At 62.5% G+C, this 14,234-nt stretch carries 9 protein-coding genes; 1 reads left to right on the top strand and 8 read right to left on the bottom strand.

What is annotated here, in order from left to right:
• Positions 1 to 8 precede the first annotated feature (8 nt).
• The 7 genes from ACZ89E_RS08575 to ACZ89E_RS08545 form a co-directional block, all read right to left on the bottom strand.
• Entirely contained in the window at positions 9 to 1,643 is a 1,635-nt protein-coding gene (locus tag ACZ89E_RS08575) for a BatD family protein (RefSeq protein WP_476255373.1), read from the bottom strand.
• Positions 1,640 to 3,379, bottom strand: a complete 1,740-nt coding sequence (locus ACZ89E_RS08570) for a vWA domain-containing protein (RefSeq protein WP_476255372.1) — start codon at positions 3,377 to 3,379, stop codon at positions 1,640 to 1,642. Before ACZ89E_RS08570 ends, ACZ89E_RS08575 begins: the two co-directional genes overlap by 4 nt.
• Positions 3,376 to 4,455, bottom strand: coding sequence for a vWA domain-containing protein (locus ACZ89E_RS08565; RefSeq protein WP_149658258.1), 1,080 nt, complete (start codon positions 4,453 to 4,455; stop codon positions 3,376 to 3,378). The genes ACZ89E_RS08570 and ACZ89E_RS08565 overlap by 4 nt, the downstream gene beginning before the upstream one ends.
• Positions 4,448 to 4,942, bottom strand: coding sequence for a DUF4381 domain-containing protein (locus ACZ89E_RS08560; protein ID WP_149658257.1), 495 nt, complete (start codon positions 4,940 to 4,942; stop codon positions 4,448 to 4,450). Before ACZ89E_RS08560 ends, ACZ89E_RS08565 begins: the two co-directional genes overlap by 8 nt.
• Positions 4,939 to 5,883 carry a DUF58 domain-containing protein gene (locus ACZ89E_RS08555; RefSeq protein WP_149658256.1) on the bottom strand — a complete coding sequence of 315 codons (945 nt, stop codon included), beginning with the start codon at positions 5,881 to 5,883 and terminating at the stop codon, positions 4,939 to 4,941. The genes ACZ89E_RS08560 and ACZ89E_RS08555 overlap by 4 nt, the downstream gene beginning before the upstream one ends.
• Before the next feature lie 5 nt (positions 5,884 to 5,888).
• Entirely contained in the window at positions 5,889 to 6,848 is a 960-nt protein-coding gene (locus ACZ89E_RS08550) for an AAA family ATPase (protein ID WP_003218556.1), read from the bottom strand.
• Positions 6,849 to 7,065: 217 nt separating this feature from the next.
• Positions 7,066 to 7,419 carry a hypothetical protein gene (locus tag ACZ89E_RS08545; RefSeq protein ID WP_463260480.1) on the bottom strand — a complete coding sequence of 118 codons (354 nt, stop codon included), beginning with the start codon at positions 7,417 to 7,419 and terminating at the stop codon, positions 7,066 to 7,068.
• Positions 7,420 to 7,924: 505 nt separating this feature from the next.
• Between ACZ89E_RS08545 and ACZ89E_RS08540 the strand changes: the two genes are divergently transcribed.
• The gene (locus tag ACZ89E_RS08540) at positions 7,925 to 12,820 is read left to right on the top strand and encodes an NAD-glutamate dehydrogenase (protein WP_476255371.1); all 4,896 of its coding nucleotides are present in this window, start codon (positions 7,925 to 7,927) and stop codon (positions 12,818 to 12,820) included.
• 70 nt (positions 12,821 to 12,890) lie between these two features.
• On the opposite strand, the gene ACZ89E_RS08535 is transcribed toward ACZ89E_RS08540, so the two are convergent.
• Positions 12,891 to 14,147, bottom strand: a complete 1,257-nt coding sequence (locus ACZ89E_RS08535; protein ID WP_476255370.1) for a hypothetical protein — start codon at positions 14,145 to 14,147, stop codon at positions 12,891 to 12,893.
• Positions 14,148 to 14,234 lie beyond the last annotated feature (87 nt).

Raw genomic sequence — 14,234 nt, 5'->3', positions numbered from 1 at the left:
TCTGACAGCTATTTCGGATAAAGCGGCGGCAACCCGCTATCACCCACCGGGTCCTGAACCCGCTCCGCCAGCGGGATCGCCCGGGTCGCGCGCCACAGGTCTTCGCCTTGCCAGTGCTGGCCGGTTTCGCTGTACAGCGCGCCGTTCAAGCCGTCCAGGGCATCCGATAGCGGCACAAACCGCGCCGCCATGTCCGCCAGAGTCTCCGGTTGTTGCCGGGCCCAGGCGTCGAGGGCCTGGCGGGTGGCGTGGGGGTCGTTGGCCTGGCAGGCGCGCTTGAGCTCGTCGAGCACGGTGCGTGGGCTCGGGCCCGATTGCGCGGCCCGCAGGATCGCCGGTTGCCAGCGGGCGCGCCACCACAGGCCAAAGCCCAGCAGCGTGGTGCAGGCCAGGATCAGCGTGCTGAGTTTCCACCACCACAGCGCTTCGCTGTCGGCGGCGTAATTCACCGGGGCGGTGCCCGCCGGGGTGTCGACCATCAGGTTTGGATTGTTGCTCACTTGCAGGGGCCGGGCCGGCAGGCTGCTGTGTTCGAGGTGATCTTCGAAGGTGTTCCACCAGACCACGTCCACCGTCGGCAACTCGATGGCGCCGCTGTGGGACGGCACCAGCGCTTCGCGGTCTTCACGACTGCCGACCAGGCCACGTTCGTTGTGCTGATTGCCCAGCACCGGTTGGTCCGGGTAGCGGCGCAAGCCGTTGATGTCGGTGGCGGGCAACGGTGGCAGTTGCGAGCTGGCCAGGCCTTCGGCCTTCAAGGTCAGGCTGCGGGTCAGGGAATCGCCGACCTGGGCGTGATCCGGTTCCGGGCTCCAGCTTTCGCTCAGGCTCAGGCTGCGTGCGGGTAGCCACGGTGCATCGGCCGGGTAGGTGGCGGGTTTGGCCTTGACCGTCAGCGGAATCTCGGCGGAGCTGACGCGCATCAGCTTGCCCGGTTTCGGCCCTTGGGACGTAGCGTCCTGAGCCGGTTGCACCAGGGTGGCGCTGAACACTTGCGTCGGAATGCTCAGCACGCCGCTGTGCTGGGGAAAGATCGCGTAGCGCATTTCGATCACGCCATGGCGCAGGCCATTGATGACCTTCTCATAGGTGCGTGAATCCCCCAATTGCTCGATGCGCGCATCGGGAATCTGCAACGGGGTCAGGCTGCTGTCGTCGTACAGCGACACCGAATGGTAGATGCGCAAGGTCAGGATCGCCTGGGCCTGTACGTACACGCTGCTCTGGTCGAGGCTGGCTTCGATGAAGACCGGCGCCAGGGTGTTCTCGGTGTCCTGGGTTTCGCTCTCGACCACTTGGATAGAGATCGGCTGGCTGCGCACCTCACCGAGTTGCAGCGACGGGATTTCCACGCTGCCGTTCTGCTTGGGCAGCAGGGTGATGATCCAGCGCGTGGTGGCGCGGTTGTCGCCGTTGATCGTGGTCAACTGGTTGACCTGGCGCGTGCCGCGCACTTCGAAGGCCGGCTCCAGCGGCGTCAGGTCGGGCTTGCCGAACAGCGTCACGTCATTGGATTCCAGGGTCAGTTCGACCGTCTCGCCGGAGTTCAGGCGACTGCGATCGACACTGGCGACCAGCCCCTCAGCCTGGGCCTGAAACGTCCAGAAGAGCAGGGCGAGCAAGAAAGCGGTGAAGCGGGTCATCGAGTTTTTCCCTGATCCTGATGTTGTTGCTGTTCGTACCAGAATTTGCGCCGTAGCAGTTCGCCCGGGTCATCCGGGATCTTGCGCAGCCATTGCTCCAGCGCCTGGGCCTGTTCGCCTTCAAGGCTGTCATTGGCCGGGCGGCGCGGTGGCGTGGTGCTTTGCTCGTCCTCCAGCTCGCTGCCCGGCACCTCATTGGCCCCGGGTTGCGGCGGCGTCTTGGGCGGCTGCTCGGTGTCCGGCGTGTTGGGCTGGGCCTCGGTTTGCGGTTCGCCGCTGCTGGACGGCTGGTTGGTGCCGCCGGGCGCCGGGCTGTCGCTGGCGCTGCCAGGCTCTTCGCCTTCGGACTTGTCCGGTTCAATCGCCGGTGGTGTGGCTTTCTGTTTGATCAGGCTTTCCACCAGCGCCTTGTTGGTCAGCGCCGGACGCAAATCCGGCTGGCGTTCCAGGGCTTGTTCGTAGGCATCCAGCGCCGCTTCCAGTTCACCGCCCTTGGCCAGGGCGTTCCCCCGATTGTAGTGCGCCCGCGCATCGTTGCCTTGGGCGAAGCGCTGGGCGGCGCCGGCATAGTCGCCGGCCTCATACAGCGCCACGCCTTGCCACTGCGGGTCTGCGAAATGTTGCGCGGCTTCGGCCGGATGGTCCTGACTGAGCAAATGCAGACCCCGTTGATCGGGGCGCAGCCACAAGTCTTCAAAGTCGAAGGCGTAGCTCGGTTGCGGCAGCAGAAACAGCAGCGGCAGGCAGAACAACCAACCCCGGCGCCCGGCAAAGGAGGCGAGCAGCAGCAGGGGCAGCAACAACCAATAACCCTGATCGGCCCACGTGTCCAGGCGCAGGGTCTGGCCGTCGTTGCGCAGGTTGCGCGGGCCATCGAGCAGGCCGAGGGCGCCGAGGTCCGCATCGTCCAGCCGCGCCGCGTGGTAGCGCCCGCCCAAATCACTGGTGAAGGCTTTCAGCCCCGGGTTGTCCAGGTGCGGAACCAGAATCGCGCCCTGTTCATCCTTGAGGAAGCTGCCGTCCTCTTGCGCGACTGGCGCGCCTTCGGGCGTGCCGACGCCGAGCATCAGAAACTCCGTGGACTTGCCGTTCAGCGCCCGCTCAATACCGAAGCGTTCCTGTTCGGTCAGGGACGAACCGATCAGCAGGATCCGGCCCTGGCCGAGGGCGCCCTGATCCAGCAGGGTCAAGGCTTTGATCACCGCCAGATCGGCGCGATGACCGGCCTCGGGCATCAACGACGGCTTGAGTGCGTCCAGCAGATTGCGGCTGGTGGACAGGTCATCCGACAGCGGCACCAGCGTGTGGGCGCTGCCGGCGTAGACGACGATCGCAGTCTGCGCATCGCTGCGGCTTTGCAGCAGGTCGAACAGCTTGCGCCGGGCCTGTTCCAGGCGGGTCGGCGGGCTGTCGGTGGCGAGCATTTCCGGGGTCAATTCCAGCAGCACCACCAGCGGATCGGCGGGCTTCTGGCTGGTTTGTTCGACCCGCTGCCAACTCGGCCCGAGCAGCGCGCCAATGGTCAGCACCCAGGCCAGGCCCAGCACCACCCACGGCAACTTGCTGTCGTGACCTTTGCCACCGCTGAGCAGCGCGGCGTGGAAGGCTGGCGGCAGGATCATCTGCCAGCGCCCGGCGCGTTTCTGCCGGTGCCACAGTTGCCAGAGCAACCAGCCCAGCAACGGCAACAGCAGCAGCCACCAGGGCCGGAACCAGTAAGGCCAGAGCGCGCTCATCGACGCCTCCGCAGACGCAGGCGTTTAAGCCGTTGGCGCCAGTCCGGCAGTTGGCTTTGCAAAAACAGGTCCTTGGTCAGCAAGCGTTGCAGCGGGTTGTCCGGCCAGCGCTCGCGCATCACCAGCAACATGCTCAGCAGCAACGCCAAGGCCAAGGGCCAGTGATACAACGCCTGGGCGGGGCGGGCTTGAGTCGGTTGTTGGGTCACCGGTTCAAGTTTGTCGAGGGTGGCCTTGATCGCCTCCAACTCTTTGCCGTCCCGGGCGCGGAAGTATTGGCCGCCAGTCGCTTGAGCGATGGCTTTGAGCGCCGGTTCGTCGAGGTCCAGGCTCGGGTTGACGCCGAGAAAACCCAAGGTGCCGCTTTGCTCCGGGTCGGCGCCGATGCCGATCGGGTAGATTTTCACCCCTTCGCTGGCGGCCAGGCGCGCGGCAGTCAACGGATCGATTTCGCCGCCATTATTGGCGCCGTCAGTCACCAGAATCAGCACGCGGCTTTGCGCCGGACGCAGGCGCAAACGTTTCAGCGCCAGACCGATCGCATCGCCGATGGCGGTGTTCTTGCCGGCGATGCCGATCCGCGCTTCATCCAGCCACACGCGAACGGTGCGGCGGTCGAAGGTCAGCGGCGCTTGCAGGTAAGCCTGGCTGCCGAACAGGATCAGGCCGACCCGGTCGCCTTCGCGGCTTTCCAGGAAATCACCGAGCAAATGCTGGACCAGCGACAGGCGGCTGACGTCTTCGTCCTGCCATTGCATGTCGGGGAAGTCCATGGAGCCGGAGACGTCCACCGCCACCAGCAAATCGCGACCGCTGGCAGCAATCGGCAGCGGCTCGCCGAGCCATTGCGGGCGGGCGGCGGCGATCAGCAGCAACAGCCACAGCAGAATGAACGGTGCTTGTTGACGCCACGCCGGCAGGTTGGCCCGGGCACGGCGGCGGGTCAGGCCTTCGAGGTCGCTCAAGAAACTGACCTTGAGCGCCGGCTCGCCGCTGTCGGCCACCGGCAGCAACACGCGCATCAGCCACGGCAGCGGTAGCAAGGCGAAAATCCACGGCCAGGCGAACTCAAACATGTTTGCGAATCCAGGTGTCGACGGCTTGGGTCAGGCCGGCGATGGCCTTGTCGTCGAGTTTGCATTCGGGTTTGTAGGCGCCTTCGACCAGCACCATCCAGCGCGTCAGGCCGGCGGCCGGGCAGCGGTTGTCGAGGAACGCCAGCCATTTGCGGCCGTTGAGGGTGTGGCTCTGGCTGTAGGGGTAGTGGTTGCGGCACAGGCGTTTGAGCAAACCGTTGAGTTGCTGCAACCAGGCACCGGCCGGCGCGCCGTCGTAGGGCTTGGGCATCAGCGCCAGTTCGGCGAGGGCGGCGACCCGCACCGGGTCCAGGGGTTGTTCAGCACGGACGATAGGGCGCTTGTTTGGAATGAAACGCCGCAACTGCCACAGACCGAAACCGAGCAGCGGCAGCAATAAAAGCAAGAGCCACCAGCCTGGTGCCGGCGGCCAGAAACCAATCGGCGGCGGGGTCATCAGCGGTTGCAGTTGCTCAATACTGTTCATCGACCTTTCCCCGGTTTCTGTGGGTTCAGGTATTCGCGCAGTTGCTCGACCATCTCGCTCTGGGTGCTCAACGGCATCAACAACACCCGCAGCTTCTGCGCGAGCAATTCCCAGTGGGCGATGCGCGCTTCGGCCTGGGCGCGGTAGGTCTGGCGCAGGTCGAAATTCAGGGTGTCGAGTTCCAGTTGCGCGCCGCGTTCGGCAAAGCGCAAAAGCCCGGCGGCGGGCAGGGCGTGGTCCAGGGGGTCGGACAGCGGCAGCAGCAACAGGTCGCAATGACGCGACAACAGGCTCAGTTGTTGCTCGGAGCCTTCGGTCAGCGCACGTTCGTCGCAGATCACGATCACCAGGCTGCCGGGGCGCAGCACTTCCCGGGCACGGCGCAGGGCCAGGTTCAGGGAGTCGCGGTTCTGCTCGCTTTCGGTGTGCAGCGACTGGTTGACCCGCACCAGGCGGTTGAGCAATTGCAGCAGGCTTTGCTTGCTGCGCCGGGGTTTGATTTCGTAGTGCTCGTTATCGCCGAACACCAGCCCGCCGACCCGGTCGTTATGCCCCAGCGCCGCCCAGCCGATCAGGCTCGCGGCTTGGGCGGCGAGCACCGATTTGAACATCAGCCCCGAGCCGAAGAACAGCCGACGGCTTTGCTCGACCATGATGAAAATCGGGCGCTCGCGTTCTTCGTGGAACAGTTTGGTGTGCGGCTCTTGCGTGCGGGCGGTGACGCGCCAGTCGATGGTGCGCACGTCGTCGCCGGCCTGATAGACCCGCACCTGATCGAAGTCGACGCCCCGCCCGCGCAGCTTGGAATGGTGCAAGCCGATCAGCGGGCTGCGCTGGCTCGGCGTGGAGAACAACTGCACTTCGCGCACCCGATGGCGCATCTCGATCAGCTCGGCGAGGCTGACACGGATGCCCGGCTCGGGCGGCAGGATGGCGTTCATCGGGGTCAAGCGACGGCTACGACGTCGAGAATCCGCTGGACCACCCGGTCCTGGTCGATGCCAGCCGCCTCGGCTTCAAAGGACAGGATGATGCGGTGGCGCAACACATCGAACAGCACGGCCTGGATGTCTTCCGGGCTGACGAAGTCGCGACCGGCCAGCCACGCGTGAGCGCGGGCGCAACGGTCGAGGGCGATGGAACCGCGCGGGCTGGCGCCATAGGCGATCCACTCGGCCATCTCCGGGTCGAACTTGGCCGGGGTGCGGGTCGCCATGACCAGTTGCACCAGGTATTCCTCCACGGCATCGGCCATGTACAACCCGAGGATTTCCTTGCGCGCGGCGAAGATCGCCTGCTGGCTGACCCGGCGCTCGGGCTTGGTTTCGCCGTTGAGCGCTTCGCCACGAGCCTGTTGCAGGATGCGCCGTTCGACGGCGGCGTCCGGGAAACCGATTTTCACGTGCATCAGGAACCGGTCGAGCTGGGCTTCGGGCAGCGGATAGGTGCCTTCCTGCTCGATCGGGTTTTGCGTGGCCATCACCAGGAACAGCGGCGATAACTCGTAAGTGCTGCGCCCGACGCTGACCTGACGCTCGGCCATGGCTTCGAGCAGGGCCGATTGCACCTTGGCCGGGGCGCGGTTGATTTCGTCCGCCAGCACCAGGTTGTGGAAGATCGGGCCTTGCTGAAACACGAAACTGCCGGTTTCCGGGCGATAGATCTCGGTGCCGGTGATGTCGGCGGGCAACAGGTCGGGGGTGAACTGGATGCGATGGAACTGCGCTTCGATGCCTTCGGCGAGCTCTTTGATGGCCTTGGTCTTGGCCAGCCCCGGAGCGCCCTCGACCAGCATGTGGCCGTCGGCGAGCAAGGCGATGAGCAAGCGCTCGATGAGTTTTTCCTGGCCGAGAATCTGCGTTGAAAGAAAGGTTCGCAGCGCAAGCAGCGCTTCACGATGTTCCATCGATGACTGTTCCTGGAAAGGGTGACCGAAGACGTTCGAATAACGCCAGGGCTGGGGGCGTTACTTTAATGCATCGCGGGGGGTGGGCGACTAACGGCATTTTGCGCAAAGTACGGGAAATGGTGATCGTTCCCACGCAGAGCGTAGGAACGATCATCCGTGCTGGACCTGTAGGAGCGAGGCTTGCCCGCGAAGGGGCCGGCACAGGCGCCGAAAATCACAGCTCGCTTATATAGGTGCCCGTCCCCTTGAGAATGTTCTGCAAGGTTTCTTCCACTTCCGCCAGGTCACCGGCATCGGTGCTGTGGGTGATTTCCAGCGAATCGTCGCCATTGAGCGCATCCGCGTCCCCGGCCGCGATTTCAATCAGCAGGCGGGTAGGGCTGAGGGTGACTTTCACCCCGTCCAGGGTCGATGGCTCGTCGCCGAGGCTGATGTCCAGCGCGTCCTCGTCCGGGTAGCGGGTCATCAGGAACATGTCGCCCTGGTCGCTGTGGCAGCAGAGCATGGCCATGTTGTCTTCTTCGTCATCGCACGGGTTGACGATCAAGAGGGCGGTGGTCATTTGCATGGGGAATTCCTGGCTCGGGGGAGCATGGTGAAGACGAACAAAGCGCGATTCTGCCAGCCGCCGGGAATTTCTGCTCGTCTGAGTGTCAGAAGATGTGTCGTGAACATCCGGGGTGTTGCTGGTCATTTCGGGTACGGATATGCCGCAAAACCGGGCTTTAACCCCCCGTTTTTCCGTGCGGCTGCTAGTGTTGTTCGATGCATAAGGCGCAAGCTGCGTGCCGATGACCGAATATGTCGCAGCACCGCAAGCAGGCACGTTGTCGCACTCGTTAAGCTGCGCATCGAATGGATACCCGTAAAGGCATTGTGCAATTCATCGTACAGTCGCTTTTGCCGATACCCATTCTTGGAAGGTGAATGTGACCTGAGTGTCTCGTCCAGCTTCACCCACCTGTCACCCTGTTTCCTCTGCCCGAGAATCAGGAACAGGGTGACGGATCGCCCCGAAAGGGGTTTTGCACGCGACGCTTCCATCAATAACAAGCCCAAGCGGAGTACCACAGATGGCGTTCTTCACCGCAGCCAGCAAAGCCGACTTCCAGCACCAACTGCAAGCGGCACTGGCGCAGCACATCAGTGAACAGGCACTGCCACAAGTGGCGCTGTTTGCTGAACAATTTTTCGGCATCATTTCCCTCGACGAGCTGACCCAGCGTCGGTTGTCCGACCTCGCCGGCTGCACCCTTTCTGCATGGCGCCTGCTTGAGCGCTTTGATCACGCGCAACCACAGGTTCGCGTCTACAACCCCGATTACGAACGCCACGGCTGGCAGTCGACCCACACCGCGGTCGAAGTGCTGCACCACGACCTGCCATTCCTCGTGGACTCGGTGCGTACCGAGCTGAACCGTCGCGGCTATAGCATCCACACCTTGCAAACCACTGTGCTGAGCGTGCGTCGCGGCAGCAAGGGCGAGCTGCTGGAAATCCTGCCGAAGGGCACCCAGGGCGAAGGCATCCTGCAAGAATCGCTGATGTACCTGGAAATCGACCGTTGCGCCAACGCGGCCGAACTGAATGTCCTGAGCAAGGAACTGGAACAGGTTCTCGGCGAAGTCCGCGTTGCGGTCGCCGATTTCGAGCCGATGAAAGCCAAGGTCCAGGAAATCCTCACGGGCCTGGACAACAGCCAGTTCAAGGTTGATCCAGAAGAAAAAGCCGAAATCAAAAGCTTCCTGGAATGGCTGGTGGGCAACCACTTCACCTTCCTGGGCTACGAAGAATTCGTGGTCAGCGACCAGGCCGACGGCGGTCACATCGAGTACGACGAGCAGTCCTTCCTCGGCCTGACCAAACTGCTGCGCACCGGCCTGACCTACGAAGACCTGCGCATCGAAGATTACGCGGTGAACTACCTGCGCGAACCGACCCTGCTGTCGTTCGCCAAGGCTGCACACCCAAGCCGTGTGCACCGTCCGGCATACCCGGACTACGTGTCGATCCGTGAAATCGACGCCGACGGTAAAGTCATCAAGGAATGCCGCTTCATGGGCCTCTACACCTCCTCGGTGTATGGCGAGAGCGTGCGGGTCATCCCGTACATCCGCCGCAAGGTCGAAGAAATCGAACGCCGCTCCGGCTTCCAGGCCAAGGCTCACCTGGGCAAGGAACTGGCGCAGGTGGTCGAAGTGCTGCCCCGCGACGATCTGTTCCAGACCCCGGTGGACGAACTGTTCAGCACCGTGATGTCGATCGTGCAGATTCAGGAGCGCAACAAGATCCGCGTGTTCCTGCGCAAAGACCCGTACGGCCGCTTCTGCTACTGCCTGGCCTACGTGCCGCGTGACATCTACTCCACCGAGGTGCGCCAGAAGATCCAGCAAGTGCTGATGGATCGCCTGAAAGCCTCGGATTGCGAGTTCTGGACCTTCTTCTCCGAGTCCGTACTGGCTCGCGTACAGCTGATTCTGCGGGTTGATCCGAAGAATCGCCTGGATATCGACCCGGTCCTGCTGGAAAAAGAAGTGGTCCAGGCCTGCCGCAGCTGGCAGGACGACTACGCCAGCCTGGTCGTGGAAAACTTCGGCGAAGCCCACGGCACCAACGTGCTGGCCGACTTCCCGAAAGGCTTCCCGGCCGGTTACCGCGAGCGTTTCGCCGCGCATTCGGCCGTGGTCGACATGCAGCACCTGCTGAGCCTGACCGAGAAAAACCCGCTGGTCATGAGCTTCTATCAGCCGCTGGGCCAGGTCTCCGGTCAACGCGAGCTGCATTGCAAGCTGTACCACGCCGATACGCCGCTGGCGCTGTCCGACGTGTTGCCGATCCTGGAAAACCTCGGCCTGCGCGTGCTGGGCGAGTTCCCGTATCGCTTGCGTCACAACAGCGGCCGCGAGTTCTGGATTCACGATTTCGCCTTCACCGCCGCTGACGGCCTGGAACTCGACATCCAGCAACTCAACGACACGCTGCAGGACGCCTTCGTCCACATCGTGCGTGGCGATGCCGAGAACGATGCGTTCAACCGCCTGGTGCTGACCGCCGGCCTGCCATGGCGCGACGTGGCACTGCTGCGTGCCTACGCCCGCTACATGAAGCAGATTCGTCTGGGCTTCGACCTGGGCTACATCGCCAGCACCCTGAACAACCACACCGACATCGCTCGCGAGTTGACCCGGTTGTTCAAGACCCGTTTCTACCTGGCGCGCAAGCTGACCAGCGACGACCTGGAAGACAAGCAGCAACGTCTGGAACAGGCCATCGTCACCGCACTGGACGACGTCCAGGTGCTGAACGAAGACCGCATCCTGCGTCGCTACCTGGACCTGATCAAGGCCACGCTGCGCACCAACTTCTACCAGACCGATGCGCAGGGCCATAACAAGTCCTACTTCAGCTTCAAGTTCAACCCGCACCAGATCCCAGAGCTGCCGAAGCCAGTACCGAAGTTCGAAATCTTTGTCTACTCGCCGCGCGTCGAAGGCGTGCACCTGCGCTTCGGCAACGTCGCTCGTGGCGGTCTGCGCTGGTCCGACCGTGAAGAAGACTACCGCACCGAGGTCCTGGGCCTGGTAAAAGCCCAGCAAGTGAAGAACTCGGTCATCGTGCCGGTCGGCGCCAAGGGCGGTTTCCTGCCGCGTCGCCTGCCATTGGGCGGCGGTCGGGACGAGATCGCGGCCGAAGGCATCGCCTGCTACCGCATCTTCATCTCGGGCCTGTTGGACATCACCGACAACCTGAAAGACGGCGCGCTGGTGCCGCCGGCCAACGTGGTGCGTCATGACGACGATGACCCGTACCTGGTGGTGGCAGCGGACAAGGGCACCGCAACCTTCTCCGACATCGCCAACGGCATCGCCATCGACTACGGCTTCTGGCTGGGTGACGCGTTCGCTTCCGGTGGTTCTGCCGGTTACGACCACAAGAAAATGGGCATCACTGCCAAAGGCGCGTGGGTCGGCGTACAACGCCACTTCCGCGAGCGCGGCATCAATGTCCAGGAAGACAGCATCACGGTAGTCGGCGTCGGCGACATGGCCGGTGACGTGTTCGGTAACGGTTTGTTGATGTCCGACAAGCTGCAACTGGTCGCCGCCTTCAACCACCTGCACATCTTCATCGATCCTAATCCGCAACCGGCCAACAGCTTCGTCGAGCGTCAGCGCCTGTTCGACCTGCCGCGTTCGGCCTGGACCGATTACGACACCAGCATCATGTCCGAAGGCGGCGGGATCTTCTCCCGTAGCGCGAAAAGCATCGCGATTTCCCCGCAGATGAAAGAGCGCTTTGACATTCAGGCTGACAAGCTGACCCCAACCGAACTGCTGAATGCCTTGCTCAAGGCGCCGGTAGACCTGTTGTGGAACGGCGGTATCGGCACCTACGTCAAGGCCAGCAGCGAAAGCCACGCCGATGTCGGCGACAAGGCCAACGATGCACTGCGCGTGAACGGCAACGAACTGCGCTGCAAAGTCGTGGGCGAGGGCGGTAACCTCGGGATGACCCAGCTGGGTCGTGTCGAATTCGGCCTCAATGGCGGCGGTTCCAACACCGACTTCATCGACAACGCCGGTGGCGTGGACTGCTCCGACCACGAAGTGAACATCAAGATCCTGCTGAACGAAGTGGTTCAGGCCGGTGACATGACCGACAAGCAACGCAATCAGTTGCTGGCGAGCATGACCGACGAAGTCGGCAACCTGGTGCTGGGCAACAACTACAAGCAGACCCAGGCCCTGTCCCTGGCGGCCCGCCGTGCCTACGTGCGGATTGCCGAATACAAGCGTCTGATGAACGATCTGGAAGGCCGCGGCAAGCTGGATCGCGCCATCGAGTTCCTGCCGACGGAAGAAGCCATCAACGAGCGCGTTGCGGCAGGCCATGGCCTGACCCGTGCCGAGCTGTCGGTGCTGATTTCCTACAGCAAGATCGACCTCAAAGAAGCACTGCTCAACTCGCAAGTGCCGGACGACGATTACCTGACCCGCGACATGGAAACCGCTTTCCCGCCGAGCCTGGTGAGCAAGTTCTCCGAAGCCATGCGCCGTCACCGTCTGAAGCGCGAAATCGTCAGCACCCAGATCGCCAACGATCTGGTGAACCACATGGGCATCACCTTCGTTCAACGACTCAAAGAGTCGACCGGCATGAGCCCGGCGAACGTGGCCGGTGCCTACGTGATCGTGCGTGACATCTTCCATCTCCCGCACTGGTTCCGTCAGATTGAAGCCCTGGACTACCAGGTTTCCGCCGACGTGCAATTGGAGCTGATGGACGAGCTGATGCGTCTGGGTCGCCGCGCTACACGCTGGTTCCTGCGTGCCCGCCGCAACGAGCAGAACGCTGCCCGTGACGTTGCGCACTTCGGTCCGCACCTGAAGGAGCTGGGTCTCAAGCTCGACGAGCTGCTGAGTGGCGAAATCCACGAAAACTGGCAGACCCGTTACGAAGCGTATGTCGAAGCTGGAGTGCCGGAGTTGCTCGCGCGTATGGTGGCTGGCACTTCGCACCTGTACACCTTGCTGCCGATCATCGAAGCGGCCGACGTGACCGGCCAGAACGCAGCAGACGTCGCGAAGGCTTACTTCGCCGTCGGCAGCGCGCTGGACATCACCTGGTACCTGCAACAGATCAGCGCGCTGCCGGTTGAAAACAACTGGCAAGCCCTGGCCCGTGAAGCGTTCCGCGATGATGTGGACTGGCAGCAACGTGCGATCACCATCTCCGTCCTGCAACAGGGCGACGGCACCCAGGACGTGGAAACACGTCTGGCGCTGTGGATGGAAGAGCACGAAGGCATGATCGAACGCTGGCGCGCCATGCTGGTGGAAATCCGTGCCGCCAGCGGCACGGACTACGCCATGTACGCGGTGGCCAACCGTGAGTTGCTCGACCTGGCGTTGAGCGGTCAGGCGGTAGTGCCTGTCGTTGCTGCACTGGAGCTGGAACCGGCGGCCTGATTCAGTCAGTCGCCGAATAAAAAACCCCGTATCGAGAGATACGGGGTTTTTTTTTACGCTTCGCGGTCACTCAAGCCAGGTAGCGAAGTATGGCCGGGGTCACGTTTTCGGGTGGCGACGTCAGACCGGAAATCACGATTCGGTCTTTACGATCAATGGCGAGGGCCTGGGCTAATTGACCCTCTGCGCTAACCCATCCTTCATTCGTGCTGAACGTGAGGTCGGGTGAACCATCTGGCATGAATCGTCCGGTAGCGATGTAGGGTGTGCTGTCAGGGCCTTCAAGCGAGCCGCCGGTAGCGACGATCCGTCCTGCGTGATCAATCGTCCCCGCATGCCAGTTGAATTGTCTGTTTGCATCGGTCGGCACCAGCACTGGGTTGCCATGATTGAAAACCGGATCGACATGGCCTTTTGCATTGAGGCAGACAATCAGTCCCTTGGCTGGAGTGGCAAGCTTCTGGCCAATCCCGACCACCTTATCCTCGTCCTTCATGGCGAGGGCAACGACATTCGTTTCCAATGGCAAGTCGTCCAGCACAAAAAAACCGTCACGTCCGAAACTCTTGTCGAGTTCCCCATCGATGAAGTAGCGGGCAAACATTGCGAATATTTCGCCATCCACTTCGGCGGTTCCCCCCAATACAACGGTATTTGCGCTGGCTTGAACGATGCGCGTGGTAGTGGATGAGTACTTAGGGTGCCTTGCAGGTCGGTAGTGTCTGCCGTTGTCGAAGCTGTCGTCAGGACGACCGTTCTCCAGTAATCGAATGAGCCAGCCTTGGAAGACCAACAGCATTTTCCCGTCGGCCAGGATCACGGGGGTTTGGGATGAACCATTAGTGGCGAACGGGTCGGCCCCGGATAGGCCGGAGGAACCCTCGGCGGCGTTGGGAACCGGGATGACCGATTTTCCGTACTGACCGAATTCTGTGACGTAATGGCCTGAAGCATTGAAGAGGGCGAGGGCGGGCAGTCTTTGGGGACCGGGTGGGTCGTAAACGCCGGTCAGCAGTATTGTCCCGTTATTGAGAATCGAAACACCGGTACTTAGGGACAATCCATCTCCCTCTGCGAACACATCGTGAATCACGCCGTTATTGCCGAATTGTCTATCTACGGTGCCGTCCTCCAACAGGCGGCCCAATAGGAAACGCGGGGGGGAGGAGCTGGTGAACAGCACCCTGGAGTCGAGGTCGGTGACTAAACCCGAAATTCTCGACACTGAAGTGGAGGTGTCCGGAATGTGAATCACGACTCTCCCGGCCTCTCCGAAGGAGGGGTCAAGGCGCGCAGCCGATGTTGAATCTGTATGTGCAGTGCTCATGGGCAAACCCTCGGGTTTTTCGGAAGGTATTGGCCATTGCTCGGGTCAATACCCTGAGCTGCGATTACGCGCGAGAGGCGCGGAGCG

The sequence above is a fragment of the Pseudomonas sp. TE3899 genome (genome assembly GCF_056279105.1).
This window is presented reverse-complemented; position numbering and strand designations above follow the sequence as displayed.